Origin of the sequence: Nonomuraea sp. NPDC059007 (assembly GCF_042740555.1) — a bacterium.
Classification (GTDB): Bacteria; Actinomycetota; Actinomycetes; order Streptosporangiales; family Streptosporangiaceae; genus Nonomuraea.
The window spans coordinates 57,064-72,733 of record NZ_JBHYJD010000025.1; the positions used below are offsets into that span (position 1 = coordinate 57,064).

General features: G+C 74.3%; 12 protein-coding genes. 6 read left to right on the forward strand and 6 right to left on the reverse strand.

What is annotated here, in order from left to right:
• Window positions 1-89 precede the first annotated feature (89 nt).
• Window positions 90-1,541, reverse strand: a complete 1,452-nt coding sequence (locus tag ACFWY5_RS34225) for an aldehyde dehydrogenase family protein (RefSeq protein ID WP_379636829.1) — start codon at window positions 1,539-1,541, stop codon at window positions 90-92.
• Between the two features lie 96 nt (window positions 1,542-1,637).
• Here ACFWY5_RS34225 and ACFWY5_RS34230 point away from each other — a divergent pair, with 96 nt between their 5' ends.
• Complete coding sequence (locus tag ACFWY5_RS34230) at window positions 1,638-2,582, forward strand: helix-turn-helix domain-containing protein (protein WP_379636831.1); 945 nt, start codon at window positions 1,638-1,640, stop codon at window positions 2,580-2,582.
• On the opposite strand, the gene ACFWY5_RS34235 is transcribed toward ACFWY5_RS34230, so the two are convergent.
• Window positions 2,557-3,351, reverse strand: a complete 795-nt coding sequence (locus ACFWY5_RS34235) for an SDR family NAD(P)-dependent oxidoreductase (RefSeq protein ID WP_379625552.1) — start codon at window positions 3,349-3,351, stop codon at window positions 2,557-2,559. The two genes, ACFWY5_RS34230 and ACFWY5_RS34235, sit on opposite strands and share 26 nt — an antisense overlap.
• Before the next feature lie 87 nt (window positions 3,352-3,438).
• Here ACFWY5_RS34235 and ACFWY5_RS34240 point away from each other — a divergent pair, with 87 nt between their 5' ends.
• Genes ACFWY5_RS34240 through ACFWY5_RS34260 form a run of 5 tightly spaced genes read left to right on the forward strand, consistent with a single transcriptional unit; the run spans window position 3,439 to window position 8,417 of the window.
• Window positions 3,439-3,843, forward strand: a complete 405-nt coding sequence (locus tag ACFWY5_RS34240) for a GntR family transcriptional regulator (protein WP_379636833.1) — start codon at window positions 3,439-3,441, stop codon at window positions 3,841-3,843.
• Window positions 3,840-4,727 carry an ABC transporter ATP-binding protein gene (locus ACFWY5_RS34245; RefSeq protein ID WP_379625548.1) on the forward strand — a complete coding sequence of 296 codons (888 nt, stop codon included), beginning with the start codon at window positions 3,840-3,842 and terminating at the stop codon, window positions 4,725-4,727. Before ACFWY5_RS34240 ends, ACFWY5_RS34245 begins: the two co-directional genes overlap by 4 nt.
• On the forward strand, window positions 4,724-5,788 hold the full coding sequence (locus ACFWY5_RS34250; RefSeq protein ID WP_379636835.1) for an ABC transporter permease: 1,065 nt from the start codon (window positions 4,724-4,726) through the stop codon (window positions 5,786-5,788). The genes ACFWY5_RS34245 and ACFWY5_RS34250 overlap by 4 nt, the downstream gene beginning before the upstream one ends.
• Window positions 5,785-7,236: a S41 family peptidase gene (locus ACFWY5_RS34255; RefSeq protein WP_379636837.1), complete on the forward strand. Its 1,452-nt coding sequence runs from the start codon at window positions 5,785-5,787 to the stop codon at window positions 7,234-7,236. Before ACFWY5_RS34250 ends, ACFWY5_RS34255 begins: the two co-directional genes overlap by 4 nt.
• Entirely contained in the window at window positions 7,233-8,417 is a 1,185-nt protein-coding gene (locus ACFWY5_RS34260; RefSeq protein ID WP_379636839.1) for an alpha/beta hydrolase family protein, read from the forward strand. The genes ACFWY5_RS34255 and ACFWY5_RS34260 overlap by 4 nt, the downstream gene beginning before the upstream one ends.
• A 2-nt stretch (window positions 8,418-8,419) precedes the next feature.
• Here the strand turns inward: ACFWY5_RS34260 and ilvA are convergent, their stop codons facing one another.
• The 4 genes from ilvA to ACFWY5_RS34280 are packed head-to-tail and all read right to left on the reverse strand — an operon-like array spanning window position 8,420 to window position 15,664.
• On the reverse strand, window positions 8,420-9,634 hold the full coding sequence (gene ilvA / locus ACFWY5_RS34265) for a threonine ammonia-lyase (protein ID WP_379636841.1): 1,215 nt from the start codon (window positions 9,632-9,634) through the stop codon (window positions 8,420-8,422).
• Window positions 9,635-9,668: 34 nt separating this feature from the next.
• Window positions 9,669-10,991: an FAD-binding oxidoreductase gene (locus ACFWY5_RS34270; RefSeq protein ID WP_379636843.1), complete on the reverse strand. Its 1,323-nt coding sequence runs from the start codon at window positions 10,989-10,991 to the stop codon at window positions 9,669-9,671.
• Window positions 10,988-12,841 carry an ABC transporter ATP-binding protein gene (locus ACFWY5_RS34275; protein WP_379636845.1) on the reverse strand — a complete coding sequence of 618 codons (1,854 nt, stop codon included), beginning with the start codon at window positions 12,839-12,841 and terminating at the stop codon, window positions 10,988-10,990. Before ACFWY5_RS34275 ends, ACFWY5_RS34270 begins: the two co-directional genes overlap by 4 nt.
• 6 nt (window positions 12,842-12,847) lie before the next feature.
• Window positions 12,848-15,664 carry a type 2 lanthipeptide synthetase LanM family protein gene (locus tag ACFWY5_RS34280; RefSeq protein WP_379636847.1) on the reverse strand — a complete coding sequence of 939 codons (2,817 nt, stop codon included), beginning with the start codon at window positions 15,662-15,664 and terminating at the stop codon, window positions 12,848-12,850.
• Window positions 15,665-15,670 lie beyond the last annotated feature (6 nt).

Here is a 15,670-nt window from a genome sequence, read left to right on the forward strand (position 1 = left end):
GCAGGTCCTTCTTCGGGGGGTGGCGGACTCGGCGTGAGAGCGCTCTCTCACTGTGAGCTTTACAGCCGCCTCACTCGAAGTCAATGCGCTCAGCGGGGCGCGAGATTGATGTAGACACCCTTCACCTCCGTGTAGACCTCCAGCGCGTACGCCCCCATCTCCCGGCCGAACCCGCTGCTCTTGAAGCCGCCCCACGGCGCCGCCGGATCGGGGGTGTGGAGCATGTTGACGAAGACGGTTCCCGCCCGGATGTCGGCCGCCAGCCGGTGGGCCGTGGTCAGGTCGCCGGTCCAGATGGAGGCGGCCAGGCCGTAGGAGCTGTCGTTGGCGCGCCCGGCGAGTTCGGCCGGGTCGTCGTAGGTGAGGACCGACATCACCGGGCCGAAGATCTCCTCCCTGGCGATGCTCATGTCGTCGCCGACCCCGGCGAAGACGGTGGGCCGGTAGAAGTAGCCGGGACCGTCCACCCGGGCGCCGCCGGTCAGCAGGGAGGCGCCCGCCGCCACGCCCTCGCGTACGCGGCGGTCGACCTGGTCCAGGTGTTCCGCACTGATCAGGGGACCGAGGGCGACCCGCCCGGCCAGGTCGGCGGCTCGTTCCGTGAACTCGGCGGCCCGGCGGGCGTCGACGTAGAAGCGTGAGTACGCCGCGCACACCTGGCCGCTGTTGAACATCGCGCCCTGGACGCACCCGGTCACGGCGCGTTCCATGTCGGCGTCGGCCGCGACGATCACCGGGGTCTTGCCGCCGAGTTCGAGGGTGACGCGGGCCAGGTTGCCCGCCGAGGCCCGCAGGATGCTGCGGCCGGTCTCGGTGGAGCCGGTGAACGACACCTTGTCTACGCCGGGGTGGGCGGCCAGGGCCGCGCCGGTGTCGGGGCCGCCGGTCAGGAGGTTGACGGCTCCGGCGGGGAATCCGGCCCGCTCGCACAGTTCCATCAGTTTGAGCGCGGTCAGCGGCGTCTGCTCGGCCGGCTTGATCACCACGGTGTTGCCGCAGGCGAGCGCCGGCGCGAGCTTCCAGGCGAGGATCATGAGCGGGAAGTTCCAGGGCGTGATGAGCGCGCAGACGCCCACCGGTTCGCGGCGGGTGTAGTGCAGGACGTCGGGCAGCGACACCGGGATCGTCGCGCCCTCGATCTTGGTGGTCCAGCCGGCGAAGTAGCGGAAGTGCTCGGCGGTGCCCCGGACGGAGATCTCCCGCGCGACGCCGAGCGGCTGGCCCTGGTCGTGGCTCTCCAGGCGGGCCAGTTCATCGGCGTGGGCGTCGATCAGGTCGGCCAGGTGCCACAGCAGGCGGCCGCGCGCGGACGGCGACATGCGCGCCCAGGCGGGGTCGTCCAGCGCCGTCCGGGCCGCGGCCACGGCGTCGCCGACGTCGGCCGCACCGGCGGCGGCGACCGTGCCCAGTTCGGTACCGGTCGCCGGGTCCAGGGTGGCGAACTCGCGGCCGTCGGCCGCCGGGCGCCACGTGCCGCCGATGAACAACCGGCCCGGTGCGCGCAGCCGGGGTGGGGAGGAGTCCTCCAAGGTGATCGTCATGACCTGAGCATGAACGCGGGGCGCCGATCGTGCCTTGTCCGGGAGCATCCATTCGTTGCCTGTTCATGTACGGTTTCCTATATGAGACTCCGGACTATGAGGCTCCGGACGAGCGACGTCCCGGCGCGGGATCGCGAAGAGCTCTGGCGGCACACGGTCGCGCGCTCCTTCGTCCCGCTCGACTTCGAGTTCCGGCGGGGCTGCTCCGGCGAGATCACCGGTCGCAGGATCGGCCCCATCCTCGTCACCGAGGTGAGCGCCGGCCCGCACCGCGCCGAACGCACCGACCGGCACGTCAGGAGCTCGGCCGGCCCCGGTTTCTACAAGCTGAGCCTGCCGGTCAGCGGCCGGGTGCGGATCCGGCAGGACGGCCGTGACACTCCCCTGCTGCCCGGCGACCTCACGATCTACGACACGAGCCGGCCGTACCAGGTCGTCTTCGACGGGACGTGCAGGGTGATCGTGGTGATGTTCCCGCACGGCGAGTTGCGGCTGCCGCAGCGGGCGATGCGCGAGGTCACCGCGCGGCGGATCGCGGGCGGGCGGGGGCTGGGCGGCGTGGTCTGCCCGCTGCTGGTGAACCTGGCCGGTCACCTGGACGAGATCGGCGGCGCGCCCGCGGCCCGGCTGGCCGGTAACGTCGTCGACCTCGTCGCCACCCTGTACGCGTCCTGCCTGGGCGAACACGCCACCGCTCCGGCGCCCCTGCTGCGGGAGCGGGCCGAGTCGGTCATCGCGGCCCGCCTCGGCGACCCCGGGCTCGGGCCCGAGGCGATCGCCGCGGCCTGCCACATCTCCCCCGGCTACCTGCACAAGCTGTTCCGCGCCGAGGGCGTCACGGTGTCGAGGTACATCCGCGGCCTGCGCCTGGAACGCTGCCGCCGCGACCTGCTCGACCCCGGCTCACGCGAGGTGGCGGTGCGCGCCATCGGCGCGCGCTGGGGGTTCACGGACGCCGCGCACTTCAGCCGCGTGTTCAAGGCGGGGTACGGGCTGGCGCCCCACGAGTACCGGCTCAGCCGCCACGCGGGCGAATGGTGAAGTCGAAGGCCAGCGTGCCCGGGTCGAGCAGGGTGGTGCCGCCGTCGACGGTCAGCACCGCCCCGTTGACGTAGGAGGCCGCGCCGCTCAGCAGCCACACCACGGCGGCGGCCGCCTCCTCCGGAGCGGCGGGACGGCGCTGCGGCACCAGCCTGGTGATCTCGGCGTAGGCCTCCTCGCGGTCGAGCCCCAGCGGCCGCCCGAACTCGCGCATCTCCTCGTCGGCCATCTCGGTACGCACCCAGCCGGGGCAGACCACGTTCGCCCGCACGCCCCGGGGGCCGAAGTCGGCGGCGATCGTCTGGGTGAGCATCGTGAGCCCGGCCTTGGAGGCGGCGTAGGCCGAAGCGCCCGCGGGCGCCCGCAGCGCCGCGATGGAGCTCACCGCGACGAACGCCCCCGAGCTGGCGATGAGGTGCGGGAGCGCCGCCCGCGCCAGCAGGTAGCCGGAGGTGAGGTTCGTGCGCAGGCTGGTCTCCCAGTCCTCGGGCGTCAGCGTGAGCACGGTGCCCGAGCGCATCACCCCGGCGTTGGCCACCACGCCGTCCAGCCGCCCGAAGGTCGCGACCACCTCGGCGACGAGCGCGCCGACATCCTGCTCGGAGGTGACGTCGGCGACGATCGGCAGCGCGCCGGTCTCCGCCGCGACCCGGTCCAGGGCCGACCTGCGCCGCCCGCAGATCACGACCCGCGTGCCGGCGTCCGCCGCTTTGGCCACGGCCGCGCCGATGCCGCTCCCGCCGCCCGTGACGATCACCACGTGTGACACGGCCCCGAGATTATCGCAAATCCTATACGAGCACTACTTTACGCCGCCTTCACATCCATTACCCTAAAGTGCTAGGAGACTAGATAAATGGGGGAACCGGTGATCGAGTTCCATCTGGACGGCCGCTCGGGCGTCTCGCCGTACCTGCAGCTCGTCCAGCAGGTACGGCAGGCGCTCCGGCTGGGCCTGCTACGCGAGGGCGACCAGCTCCCCACCGTCAAGGACGTGGTCGCGAACCTGGCGATCAACCCCAACACGGTGCTCAAGGCCTACCGGGAGCTCGAGCACGAGGGCCTGGTCGCGGCCCGGCCCGGCGTCGGCACCTTCGTCACCAGGACGCTGACCGACGCCTCGCTGGCCGCCCACGCGCCGCTGCGCAGGGAGCTGCGGATCTGGCTGGCCAAGGCCCGCCTGGCCGGTCTCGACGACGAGAGCATCGAGGCCCTGTTCATGAACACCTTTCGGACCGCCGCTCAGGAGGACATAGCATGACCGCTGTCCTGCAGGCCCACGAGCTGGGCAGGAGGTACGGCCGGCGATGGGCCCTCAGAGACTGCACCATCGACATCCCGGCCGGGCACGTCGTCGGGCTGGTGGGCCCCAACGGCGCCGGCAAGACGACGCTGCTGAAGATGGCCGCGGGCCAGCTGGCACCGACGTCGGGCAGCATCACGGTCCTCGGGGGCCTGCCCGCGGCCGGTCCGGCCCAGCTGGCCAAGGTGGGATTCGTCGCCCAGGACACCCCCGCGTACGCGGGGCTGAGCGTCGCCGACCATCTCCGGCTGGGCGCCCGGCTCAACCCCGGCTGGGACGCCGCGCTGGCCCGCGACCGGATCGCCGCGCTCGGCCTGGACCCCGCGCACAAGGCGGGCCGGCTGTCGGGCGGCCAGCGCGCCCAGCTCGCCCTCACGCTGGGCCTGGCCAAGCGGCCCCAGCTGCTGATCCTGGACGAGCCCGTCGCCTCGCTCGACCCGCTGGCCCGCCGCGAGTTTCTCCAGGGCCTGATGGAGGCGGTCGTCGAGCACGAGCTCAGCGTTCTGCTCTCCTCCCACCTGGTCGCCGACCTGGAACGCACGTGTGACTACCTGATCGTGCTGGTCGACTCGCGGGTGAGGGTGGCGGGCGAGGCCGACCGGCTCCTGGCCACCCACCACCGGCTCACCGGCCCCCGCCGCGACCCCGGCCGGCTACCCGCCGACCAGGAGATCGTCAGCGCGAGCCATACCGACCGGCAGAGCACCTTCATCGTGCGCACCGAGTCCCCGATCCACGACCCCGCCTGGACGGTCAGCCGGCTCAGCCTGGAGGACCTCGTCCTGGCCTACATGGAGAAGCCCGCCGAGCCCCGGCGCGCGGCACTGGAGGTCCGGCGATGATCTGGCTGACCTGGCGGCAGTTCCGCGGCGCGGCCGCGATGATGGCCGCGGCCCTGCTCGTCCTGGCCGCCGTCCTGGCCGTGACCGGCCCCGGACTGGCCGCGGAGTACTCCGCCGGCATCACCGCCTGCACCGCCGAACGCGGCGGCTGCGCCCGCTTCTTCGACCGGTTCTTCCAGGAGTACCAGACCCCCTTCGTCCTGGTCACCGCGATCGGCGTCGTCCTGCCGGCCCTGGCCGGCCTGTTCTGGGGCGCGCCGCTGATCACCCGCGAACTGGAGGCCGGCACACACCTGCTGGTGTGGAACCAGAGCATCACCCGCGCCCGCTGGCTGGCCGTCAAGCTCACCGTCATCGGCCTCGCCGCCGTGGCCGCCGCCGGTCTGGGCAGCCTCGCGGTGACGTGGTGGTCCGGCCCGCTGGACAAGTCCGCCGCGCCGGGGTTCGCGCTGATGGACCCGCTGGTGTTCGGCGCGCGCGGCATCGTCCCCATGGGGTACGCCGCTTTCGCCTTCGTCCTCGGCGTGACCGTCGGGATGCTCGTGCGCCGCACCCTGACCGCGATGGCCGTCACCCTGGCCGTCTTCGCCGCACTCCAGGTCGTCGTGCCGCTGCTGGCCAGGCCCCACCTGCAGCCGCCGGTCACCTCGGCCTTCCAGCTCAGCCAGGAGAACGTGGACGTCTTCGGCCTGCCCCGCGACGGAACGAGTCCCCGGGTCGCCCTGGACAATGCCATCCCCGGCCACACCGGCGCCTGGGTCCTGTCCAGCCGGCTCGTCGACCCCGCCGGCCGCCCGATGATCAGCGACGACGCGGGCGCCGTCATTCCGGTCTCCGTGACCTCGGGGCCGTGCGCGCCGCCCTCGATGGCGGCGCCGGGAGAAGGCGGGATGGACGGCTGCCTGGCCGAGGTCAACCGGCTGGGCTACCGGCAGCAGGCCACCTACCACCCCTTCACCCGGTTCTGGACCTTCCAGGCCATCGAGACCGGCGCCTACGCCGTGCTCACGCTGGGCCTGACGGGCTTCTGCTTCTGGTGGATCAGGAGGCGCCTGTCATGAGCGCGAAGACCGTGGCCGCCGGGCTCGTCCTGCTGCTGACGGCGGCCTGCGCGGGCCAGACGCCGCCGCGCGCCCTGCCCGGCAAGGCGAGCGCCACCCGATCGCCCGCGTGCGCCGAGCCGCCGCGCGGCACACCGCCCGCCGCCGAGACGCCCACCACCGTCGACGTCATCGAGCAGGCCTACCTCTGCATCCTGTCCGCCTACTACGGCGGACCCACGCTGGACCCCCGCACGCTGCTGAACGCCGGATTCGTCGCCTTCACCCAGGAACTCAACCGCAGCGGGCACGACCTGGCCGAGGCCACCATGCCGGCGATGAGCGGCGACCGGGCGGCCGACTGGGCGGCGTTCGAGAAGCTCTACCGGCGCCTCACCGATCTGCTGCCGCAGGACACGAAGCTGCGCGAGCGGCTGGCCGCCGCCACCCTGGAGGCCATCGTCGCCGCCCTGGACGACAACCACGCCCGCTGGGTACACGGCGTCAAGCGCGCGCCCAGCGCCTACGACGACGAGCAGTACGGCCTGGGGTTCAGGGCGAACCTCGGCTCCCAGACGGGCGGCAACCCCGGCACCGCCCTGCCCCCGCTGTTCGTCACGTCCGTGCTGGGCGGCGCGGCCAAGCGCGCCGGGCTGCGGCCCGGCGACATCATCGAGTCGGTGAACGGCTCCGCCCCCTTCGCCGGAAATGCCGTCACCCCCGCCGCGATCACCGCCCTGTACCCGCGCTATCCGCAGGCCGGCCCGGTCCGGCTGCGGGTGCTGCGCCAGGACACCGGCCGCCGCCGGGAGGTGACGCTGAAGCCCGGCCTGTTCCGGCCCGACCCGGCCGCCATGCGGGCGGTCACCGCCGGACGCCTCGGCGGCGACATCGCCCACGTACGGCTGCGCGGCTTCGGCCCCGACTCCGCCGACCGGGTGCTCAAGGCGATCTCCCGGCTGAACACCGCCCGCGGGCTCGCCGGTCTGGTCCTGGACCTGCGCGGCAACGGCGGCGGCAGCCCCGACGAGGTGAACCGGCTGCTGGGCGCGTTCGCGCACGGCAAGGTCACCGCCTACCAGTGCGCCGCCGACGGAGCCTGCGACACCATGCGCACCGACGACGGCGTCGCGCTGCTCGGCCTGCCGTTCGTGGTGCTCACCGACCGCGCCTGCGCCTCGGCGTGCGAGCACTTCAGCGCCGCGGTCAAGGACCACGGGCTCGGCAAGCTGGTCGGGACGCGGACCGCGGGCGCGGTGTCGGGGCCGGCGCAGCCGTACCTGCTGAGCAACAACACGATGTTGTCCTTCCCGTCGAAGCACCATCGGGCGCCCAACCGCGAGGTGATCGACCGGGTGGGCGTGGCGCCCGACCACTACGTGCCGGCGACTCCGGAGGATGTCGCGGCGGGGCGCGATGCCGCCCTGGCCAAAGCCCTGACCCTGCTGCCGGGAGGACGTGCGTCATGAGCCTGAAGCCGCTGCTGCGAGGTGGGCTCGCCGCCGGGCTCGTGGTGCTGGCCGTCTCGGCCTGCTCGGCCCCGGCAGCGCCCCGGTCGGCCGGGGCCGCTCCGGCGAAGGCGAGCGGGCCCGCCGCGCTGCCCGCGCCCACGGGCAAACATCCGGTGGGAGCCACGATGCTGCACCTGACCGACGATTCGCGGCCCGATCCGTGGGTTCCCGAACGGAAGGCCAGGGAGCTCATGGTCACCGTGTGGTATCCGGCCCGGGAACGTTCCGGGCGGCCGGTGCCGTACATGAGCGCGAAGGAGTCTGAGCTGATCCTGAAGGGAAAGCGGGTGACCGGCTCGCTGTACGACGTGCTGAGCAGGACGCGCACCCACGCCTTCGCGGACGCGGCGCCGGCCGGGCGGGACGGGAGCCTGCCGCTGGTGGTGCTCTCCCCCGGGTTCACGATGCCCAGGAGCACGCTCACGGCTCTGGCCGAGGACCTGGCCAGTCACGGGTACGTGGTGGCGGGCGTCGACCACACCTACGAGAACTACGCGACGACCTTTCCCGGCGGGCGGGTCGCCGACTGCGTGGCCTGCGACGCCGACAGTGATTTCGGGTTCGGGACGAAGGTGACCGGGATCCGGGCGGCCGACGTCTCCTTCGTGCTCGACCGGCTGACCGGGAAGGGCCCGGCGTGGAAGGGCTCCTCGCTGATCGACCCGTCGAAGATCGCGATGGCCGGCCAGTCGATGGGCGGGGCCGGGGCCGTGGCGGCCATGGTGAAGGACTCCCGGGTACGCGCCGGGATCGACATGGACGGCACCACCTACGCCCGCATCCCCAAGGGCGGGCTGGCCCGGCCGATGCTGTTCCTGGGCTCGGCGGGCCACAAGCCGGGCGGCCGCGACATCTCCTGGGACCGTGACTGGAAGCTGCTGACCGGCTGGAAACGCTGGCTCGTGCTGCCGGGCGGCGACCACCAGTCGTTCACCGACCTGCCGATCCTGGCGGGCGCGCTCGGCGTGCGACCGCCGGGCACGCTGACGGCGGCCCGCTCCGCCGAGCTCACCCGCACCTACGTGCGTGCCTTCCTCGACCTGCACCTGCGCGCCGAGCCCCAGCCCCTTCTGGAACGGCCCTCGCCCCGCCACCCCGAGGTCACCCACTGCGCCCCGGCCGCGAAGACCTGCGCCTAGCCTCAGCCGAGGACCAGCCGGTGGCCGTCCCTGCGCAGCGCCGCCAGCGCGTCCTCGGCGTGGTCGGGGCCGCGGGTCTCCAGCTGCAGTTGCACCTCGACCTCGTCCACGTCGAGACCCGAGCCCACACGTTCGTGCACGATGTCCAGCACGTTCACCCGCAGCGCCGCCAGATCGGTCAGCAGGGCGGCCAGGGCGCCCGGCCGGTCGCGCAGCCGCACCCGCACCGCCAGGTAGCGGCCGGCCGCCGCCAGGCCGCGCCGCAGCACGCGGGCCAGCAGCATCGGGTCGATGTTGCCGCCGGACAGCAGCACCACCACCGGCGGCTCGAACGCCCGGGGATGGGCCATCAGCGCCGCCACGCCGACCGCCCCGGCCGGTTCGACGACCTGCTTGGCCCGCTCCAGGCACAACACCAGCGCCTTGGAGATCTCCTCCTCGGTCACGGTGACGACCTTGTCCACCAGGTAGTGGATCAGCTCGAACGGCAGGTCGCCGGGCCGGCCGACGGCGATCCCGTCGGCGATCGTCGGGTACGGCTCCAGCAGCACCGGCCGCCCCGCGGCCAGCGACGGCGGGTAGGCGGCGGCCCGCTCGGCCTGCACGCCGACCACCGTGATGCCGGGCCGCAGCGACTTGGCGGCCAGCGCGAGCCCGGCGGCCAGCCCGCCGCCGCCGATCGGGACGACGATGGTGGCGGTGTCGGGGAGCTGGTCGAGGATCTCGATGCCGATCGTGCCCTGACCGGCGATGACGTCGGGGTGGTCGAAGGGGTGGATGACGACGGCGCCGGTCTCGGCCGCGTGCTCGTGCGCTCTGGCCAGCGCCTCTTCGACGGAGCGGCCGCCCAGCCGTACCTCGGCGCCGTAGCCGAGCGTGGCCTCGACCTTGGGCAGCGCGGCGCCCTCCGGCATGTACACGGTGGACTTGGCGCCGACGAGCCCGGCGGCGAGGGCGACGCCCTGGGCGTGGTTTCCGGCGCTGGCCGCGACGACGCCGCGGGCGCGTTCCCGCTCGGTGAGCCTCGCGATGCGGACGTAGGCCCCGCGCGCCTTGAACGAGCCCGATCGCTGCAGGTTCTCGCACTTGAGGTGGACGGGGCCCGCGGCCAGGTCGGACAGCACCCGCGAGGGCAGCACGGGGGTGCGCACGGTCACCGCGGCGAGCAGTTCCTGCGCCGCGAGGACGTCGTCGAAGGAAACCTCCGGACCGGTCATGCGGGCAAGTCTCCCACCGCGCGGCACCGGCCGATCACAGTGACTGCGCGAATGCGAACAATCCGCCGGGGTCGTAGGCGGCCTTCACCTCTCTCAGGCGTTCCAGGCTCGCGCCGTGGTAGGCGGCGGCCCAGCCGGGCAGGTCGGCGTCGGGGTAGTTGGGGTAGACGCCGTGCGTCCAGGGTGACAGCCGCGCCCAGGACGCGCACAGCCAGGCGTGGGCGTCGTGCCTGCGGGCATCGGTGGCGCGGAAGCCCACCTGGACGGACTGTTTCAGCAGGAAGCGCGGGGTGCGGTGGGCGAAGGCGCCGCCGCTCGCGCGGGCGATGGCGCCGCCCCAGGGGACGAACTCCAGGTCGCGGATCTCGCCGTAGACGCGGCCGGCGGCCAGCCGTTCCAGCAGGTCGTCGATGGCGGCGCGAGGCAGCGTGCCGGGGAGGAAGCCGGACTTGTTCAGGCGCAGGCCGGGGCGCTCGCCCGGCGGCAGGTCGGTGGCGGCGCCCGCGCCGCCGTCGGCGTAGGCGTGGTGGCGGGCGGCGGCCGGGCCGTCCAGGGGGGTGAGGGTGACCCGGTCCAGGGGCGGGAGGTCGGCGAGGACCTTGCGGGCCTGTTCCCTCGTCCCGGCGACGGCGCCGAAGAGCACGGCGTAGGGCTCCTCCTCCGGTTCGTCGCCGCAGATGACCGCGATCTCCAGGTTCACCTCATCGGGCGCCTCCGGCAGGTGGTGCTGCCAGGCCTCGACGAGGTCGGCGGCCCTGGCGTACGGGCAGACGGCCTGGACGGCGGTGATCGGCACGATGGGGCGGGTGCGCAGCGTGACCTCGGTGACGACGGCGAAGTTGCCGCCGCCCGCGCCGCGCAGCGCCCACAGCAGGTCCTCCGGCGCGTCGGTGACCCGTCCGCCGGCCAGGACCACGCGGGCGGCGAGCAGGTGGTCGGCGCCCAGGCCGTACAGGCGGCTGAGCACGCCGTAGCCGCCGCCGAGCACCGCGCCGACCACGCCCACATCCTGGCACCAGCCGCACGGGACCAGCCGGCCGTGCGCGGCGAGGGTGCCGGCGAGCTCGCCGACGCGTACACCCGCACCGACCTTCACCTCCCCCGCGCCTGTCTCGATGGTCTTCATGGCGGACAGGTCGATGAGCAGGCCGGTGGTGGAGGAGTGGTCGGCGAAGCTGTGGCCGCCGCCGCGCAGCGCGAACGGCATCCCGCGTGAGCGCGCCAGGTCCAGGGCGGCCACGACGTCGGTTTCCGTCGCGCAGCAGGCGATGAGGGCGGGCAGCCGCTCGGTGAGCGTGCCGAGGAACGCCTTGCGTCTGGCCTGGTAGCCGGGCTCGCCGGGGTGGATCAGCTTCACCGGCGGGCCGCCCTGCCGGTCTGCAGGGCGTACAGCTCGGCGTAGCGGCCGTTCAGGGCGAGGAGTTCGTCGTGGGTGCCCTGCTCGGCCACGCGGCCCCGGTGCAGCAGGACGATCCGGTCGGCGTGCCGCACGCTGGTCAGGCGGTGGGTGATGAGCACCACGGTCCGCTCCCCCGCGATCTTGCGCAGCGTCTCGTACACGGCGTACTCGGCCTTGGCGTCCAGCGGCGCGGTCGGCTCGTCCCAGATGAGCAGGGGGCCGTCGCGGAACAGGCCGCGGGCCACCGCCAGGCGCTGCCACTGCCCCGCCGACAGCTCGTGACCGCCCCTGAACTGCTTCGACAGCAGCGTGCGCCAGCCGTCCGGCAGGTCGGCGACCACGTCGTCGGCGGCGGCCAGCGCGGCGGCCTCGCGCAGGGCGTGGTCATGCGGGTCGGGGCGGTCGTGGCGGCCCATGCGGACGTTGGTCCTGGCGTCGTGCGGCCAGCGCAGCGGGTGCTGCGGCACCAGGACGACCCGGTCGGCGAGCGAGGCGGGGTCCAGGGCGGCGGTGTCGAGGCCGTCCCAGCGCAGGGCTCCGGTGCCGGGACGGTAGAGGCCGGCCAGGAGCCTGGCCAGCGTGGTCTTGCCGGAGCCGTTCTCGCCGACCAGGGCGATCGTCTGGCCCGCGTGGATGGTGAGGTCGATGTCGTGCAACGCCGGGTGGGCGCTGCCCGGGTAGGTGAAGCCGACGCCGTGCAGTGTGAGGCGTTCCGGTGAGCGGGGCGCCGCCGTACCGCCGGAAGGGGCGCGGCGGGCGTGGGCGTCGGCGAGGAAGTCGTGGTAGTCGGCCACGTACATGAACTGCTCGAACAGCTGGTTGGCGGCCTGGGCGAGCTGCTTGAGCGCGGTCGCGGCCACCCGTACGGCGATCACGGCCGTCCCGGCCGCGGCCAGCGCGATCCACCCGGAGTGCAGCATCAGCCCGAGTACGGCCAGCACCCCCGCCATGGCCAGCCCGCCCGCCGCGCGCCCCGCCGCCCTGACCCGGGCCATGGACAGGCCCACCCGGGTCTCGGTCTTCTGCAGGAGGTTCGCCACCTGCCGGTACTCATCCAGCACGTACGGCTGCGCCTGGCAGGCCCGTACCTCGGCCGCCGGTTCGCGTTCGGTGGCCAGGTCGGCCAGCATGTCGACCCGCCGGTTGAGCGTGACCATCTCGCGCATGCCGCCGTACCCGTGCCGGGCCGCCCTGAGCACCGCCCATCCCTCGGGGATCACGCTGAGCACGAGCAGCGGCACGAGCAGCGGATGCAGGACGGCCAGCCCGGCGGCGGCCGCGGTCACCCCGCAGGCCGCGCCGAGCAGGTCGATGGTGTTGGCCACGGCGCGGTCCAGGTGGAACAGGCCGCGGTCGCGGGCCCGGTGCAGGCCGTCGTAGAAGTCGACGTCGTCGAAGTCGGCGAGCTGCACGCCGAGCGCGGCGGCGAACAGCCGTTCCTCCGCGGCCCGCCGCAGCGCGGGCTCCAGCCGCGCCCTGGCCAGTTCGACCGCGGCCTCGGCCGCCGCGCGCAGCGCCACGATCGCGGCGACGAGCGCCAGGCCGGGCACGGCGGCGGCCAGCCGTTCCGGCGCGGCCCCCTCGGCCAGCAGGTCGTCGAGCACCGAGGCGGTGGCCAGCAGCCCGCTGGCCGTCGCGGCGCCCGCGGCGAGCTGCAGGGCGAGGATGACCAGCGCCGGGCGGCGCCCGCTGTGCCAGATGAGGCGCAGTACGGGCGCGGTCAGCGCGGGCAGGCGGCGCAACGTGCGCCGCGAGGCCGGGTCGGGACGGTCCAGGTGCCAGTAGGGGGCGACGAGGTCATCCTCCACGCGATCTCACTCCAGGTCCGGGAGCAGGACGGACGGCAGCGCGCTGCCCGGGTGCGCACGCAGCAGCTGGTAGGCGACCCCGCCGAGGCCGGGCAGCAGGCCGGGCGCGAAGGCGTCCCTGGCCAGGCCGCTGATCGGGCCGTTGGTCTCCAGGCTGCCCAGGATGTGGGCGAGCAGGGGCTCACGCCCGACCGGCGCGACGCCGGCGGCCCGCGCGTGCTCGATCACCTCCCAGGATCCGAGGTCGCCGTGGCAGAGCGTGTGGTTCCAGCCGGTGCCGTCGGCCCAGCAGGAGTCGGCGGCCCTGGCCAGGCGTTCGCGCCACGGGTCGCCGCCCCGGCGGGCGAGCTGGTCGGCGGCGACGATGCCGACCCCGCCCGCGCCGTGGCACCAGGCGGCGGCGGTGTGGCCGTCGCCGCGCAGGTCGAGCCAGCCGCGCTGGTCCTGGTCGTAGAGCGCGTCCTCGTAGGCGAAGGCGGCGTCGGCCAGGTCGCCGCGGCCGGGCAGGCGCGACAGGGCCCAGCCGATTCCGGTGGCGCCGTGCGCGAGACCGCCGAGTCCCTGGGGGAAGCGGGGGCTGGGCCAGCAGACGCCGCCCTCCCGGTGCTCGGCCAGGTCGGCCAGGCGGGCGCCGACCGATGCGGCCAGCTCGCTCCAGCGGGGTTCCGCGGTCCGCGCGGCCAGGTTCAGCAGCGGGACGATGGCACCGGCCATCCCGGACAGCAGGTCGTAGGCGTCGTCGGCCTCGATCGCCGGGGGCAGCAGGGCGGCCTGCGCGCGGGCGCGCTCCAGTGCCTCGTCGCCCACGGCGCCGAGCGAGCGCAGGAGCAGCCAGCCCCACACCTGCGAGGCGATGCCCAGGTAGGCGCCGGGCGGCTCGGGCCGCAACGGGATGCCCTCCTGCCGTTTCTCCGCGTCGCGGTCCTCGGCCAGGCGGATGGTGCGCAGCAGTGCCGCCCGCAGGCCGCTCAGGTCGTCGATGGGGTCGGCCCGGCCCGCCGCGCTCTCCGCCAGGTAGGCGCTCACCAGGATGGCGACGCCGTGGGCGCCGCCGTACAGGTCGGCGGCCAGGGGTTGCACGGCCCAGCCCGTGGGGGTGAGCAGGGGCGTGATCCAGGTGACGGTGCCGTCGCCGCCGCGTACGGCGCTGCCGAGCACGCCGCGCATGATGCCGGCCGCGGCCGTCCTGCGGCGCGACTCCAGCCGGTCGGTACGGATCACGCCGGGCGACAACCCCTGGTCCTCCGGCATCCAGCCCTCGTTGAGGTAGGCGCTGACCAGGGCCGCCTGCGCCACCCCGCGGTCCAGGGCGTGGTCGCGGGCCCGCCAGCGGGCCACCGCGTCGGCGACCAGATCCAGCTCGGGCCCGCACCGGGTACCGGCCGGGCCGCGCAGCATGCCCTCGCGCGGCGTGGTGTCGAACATCGGGATGTCGCCGTGGCACAGCTCGTCCACCTCGGCGGCGATGATGGCGGCGTCTCCCGGCGCGCCGGGCACGTTCTCCGACATCTTGGCCAGCAGGGCGGCGGCCTTGGCGCGGGCGCCCGCCTCGTCGTGCAGCGCGACCGGGTGCCACAGCATGCGGCCCAGCTCGGCGTAGGACTCGGTGGAGCGCAGCACCGCGCGGACCGGGCAGTCGGCGAAGCCCGCCAGCAGCGGCTCCAGCTTGCCCGAGCGGTCGAGGTCGGCCAGGCGGGCGTCGAGCTCGTCGAACCCGGCGATGATCGCGTCCCAGTAGTGGCCGAGCACCGGCTCCGGGCTGGGGTGGTTGGCCGCCGGGGGCAGGTCGACCCGTTCCGTGCCCATGCGGGGGCTGTCGGTGCCGGCGCCGAGCACGACGGGCAGCTCGACCTGCGGCTGCTGCCCGGGGAGCGCGCCGGCGGCCGACATGTCCACGCCGCGCCAGCCCAGGGCCACGCCGCGTCCCGGCAGCAGGCCGGTCCGCATCACCGAGGCGTCCACCAGCTCCACAGCCAGGTCGACGGCCTGGCCGTAGCCGGAGGGGCGGGCCTTGGCGTGCGGGGCGAACAGGCTCTCGCAGTCGACGACCACGGGCTGCGGGCCGGCCGCGATGAGGTTCTCGGCGTGCAGGTCGCTGCCGCCGAGCAGGCGCATGAGCGCCAGCCAGTGGCCCATCCCGGTGTAGAAGGCGCGCAGTTCGCCGTCGCCGGCGCAGTGGCGGTGCCCGATGTGCTCGGCCCAGCCGTACTCCTGCCTGGTCACGACCGCGGGCACGCGCATGGACGGCACGTCCAGATGCGTGAGCAGCTCGGCCAGTGCCGCGTCCACGGCCAGCGAGCGCGGCTTGTAGATCACGCGGCCGTCCGCGCCGCGCAGCAGGATGACGCTCTGCCCGCCGCGGTGGCTGTCGCCCGCACCGAACTCGACGTGCTCCAGCTCCCCTTCCGGCGCGCCGGGCAGCGTGGACAGCGCCGCGCGGTCGGCGGCGAAGCGCGCGGCGAACCGGTACGCGGCCGCGCAGCGGTTGCCGATCACCGTCATGAGCCGCGCCGTCATGCCGGGGTACGGCCCCGCCAGCGCCTGCCAGAACGCCGGTCGCGCCACGGCGTCCTTCCACTCCAGCCAGCGTTCCTCCGAGGTCGCGGCGCTCAGCTTCCCGGACAGGCGCGCGGCGTTCAGCTCCAGCACCAGCACTCTGGTGATCTTGCGGCGGACGTCCTCCTCGACGCACTGCGCGGAGCCGGCCAGGATGGCGGCGCGCTCGGCCGCGGCGAGGCCGGTGAGCGACCCCAGCCGGGCCTCCAGACCGGACAGCGGTGCCGCGATCAGCGGGTCCAGCGGGGGATCGAACTCACCGGCCATGTGCTC